General features: G+C 74.6%; 1 protein-coding gene and 1 pseudogene. Both read left to right on the top strand.

Annotated elements, in window-relative coordinates; genetic code table 11:
- Positions 1 to 41: 41 nt before the first annotated feature.
- Positions 42 to 1,259 carry a cation:proton antiporter gene (locus tag AOK18_RS29075; RefSeq protein ID WP_055696249.1) on the top strand — a complete coding sequence of 406 codons (1,218 nt, stop codon included), beginning with the start codon at positions 42 to 44 and terminating at the stop codon, positions 1,257 to 1,259.
- Between the two features lie 296 nt (positions 1,260 to 1,555).
- Positions 1,556 to 1,849, top strand: a pseudogene (locus AOK18_RS29070) (hypothetical protein); the annotation flags it as partial.
- Between the last annotated feature and the right edge of the window lie 12 nt (positions 1,850 to 1,861).

Raw genomic sequence — 1,861 nt, 5'->3', positions numbered from 1 at the left:
CACCGCACCGCACCGCACCGACCCACGGAGGTCAGACGCCCGTGCACAACACCACCGCCATGCTCATCGAACTCGGAGCGATCATCCTCGCCCTCGGGCTGCTGGGCCGTCTCGCCGGACGGGTGGGCTTCTCCCCGATACCTCTCTACCTCCTCGCGGGGCTCGCCTTCGGCCACGGGGGCATCCTCCCCCTGCAGGCCAGCGAGGAGTTCGTCGCCACGGGCGCCGAGATCGGTGTCATCCTCCTGCTGCTGATGCTGGGGCTGGAGTACAGCGCGTCGAGCCTCGTCACCACCCTCAAGACCCAGTACCCCTCGGGCGCCGTCGACTTCGTCCTCAACGCCGCCCCCGGCGCCGTCGCCGCGCTGCTCCTGGGCTGGGGGCCGGTCGCCGCCGTCGCCCTCGCCGGAGTCACCTGGATCTCCTCCTCCGGGGTCATCGCCAAGGTGCTCGGAGACCTCGGGCGCACGGGCAACCGCGAGACACCGGTCGTCCTGTGCGTCCTGGTCATGGAGGACCTCGCCATGGCCGTCTACCTGCCGATCCTCACCGCCCTGCTGGCCGGCGTCAGCCTCGCGGGGGGCAGCGTCACCCTGCTGATCTCCCTGGGCACCGTCGGCGCCGTCCTCTACGTCGCCCTGCGCCACGGACGCATCGTCAGCCGCGCGGTCTCCTCCGACAACGCCGAGATGCTGCTGCTGGTGGTCCTGGGACTGACCCTGCTGGTCGCGGGCGTCGCCCAGCACCTCCAGGTGTCGGCCGCGGTGGGCGCCTTCCTGGTCGGCATCGCCCTGTCCGAGGAGGTCGCCGAGGGCGCGCACGGTCTGCTGTCCCCGCTGCGGGACCTGTTCGCGGCGGTGTTCTTCGTCTTCTTCGGACTGCACACCGACCCGGCGGACATCCCGCCGGTGCTGCTCCCGGCGCTCGCCCTGGCGGTCGTCACCATGCTCACGAAGATCGCCACCGGCTGGTGGGCCGCCCGCCGGGCGGGCATCGCGGCCAAGGGCCGCTGGCGCACCGGCGGCACGCTGGTGGCGCGCGGCGAGTTCTCGATCGTCATCGCCGGTCTCGCCGTCGGCACGGAACCCCGGATCGGCCCGCTGGCCACGGCGTACGTCCTGATCCTGGTCGTCCTCGGCCCCCTCACCGCCCGCTGGACCGAACCGCTGGCGACCCGCCTCACCCGCCGCGGTTCGCCGGACGAGCCGCGGAGCGCCGTCCCGGTCGACCGGTCGGAGCCGGTCCACGCGGGCGGCTGACCGCGCGCCCGCCCGCCCGACCGACGGACTGACCGACCACCCGCCCGATCGCCTGCCTGATTGCCCTACCTCCGTGATCGCCCGACCGCGGTGACCGCCCGACCGCCGGCACGGCGGAGCAGGACGGCCCGGCCACCGGAATCCGGCCATCGGTGCCGGTCCCCCGGGCCCGAGGACTCCGGTGGTGCGAAAATCCGCTCGGTGTTCTTCCTCGCCCGCCGGGACCCGGGCGCGCCGACGACCGGCCGTCCCGCCCGCGGGACGGCACCGGGGAGCGCCGGAAGGGGAGCGCCGACATGGTCGAGTGGACCACCCTCGGCACCGGCCCGAGGCCGGTGCCGCAGCCCGTCGCCACCCCGCTGGTGTGGGCCGGCGCCGTCGCCGGCGCGCCGATGGTGGTGGTGCTGCTCGGCACGGTCGCGGGTCCGGGCCGCCCCGGACTCACGCTGACGGCCCTGTCCCTGCTCGCCGCCGCCCTCGGCGGGTGCGCGCGCTTCACCGCGGCCCCCGGCACGACGGTCCTGTGCTGGCTGTTCCTCAACGGCTTCGCCGTACCGCCCACCGGCACCCTCACCTGGACCGGGTCCAGGTGAGGGTGCCGG

This window comes from Streptomyces prasinopilosus, assembly GCF_001419695.1.
GTDB lineage: Bacteria > Actinomycetota > Actinomycetes > Streptomycetales > Streptomycetaceae > Streptomyces > Streptomyces prasinopilosus.
Note: the sequence above shows the minus strand (reverse complement) of the source record. Positions and strands in the feature narration are given on the sequence as shown.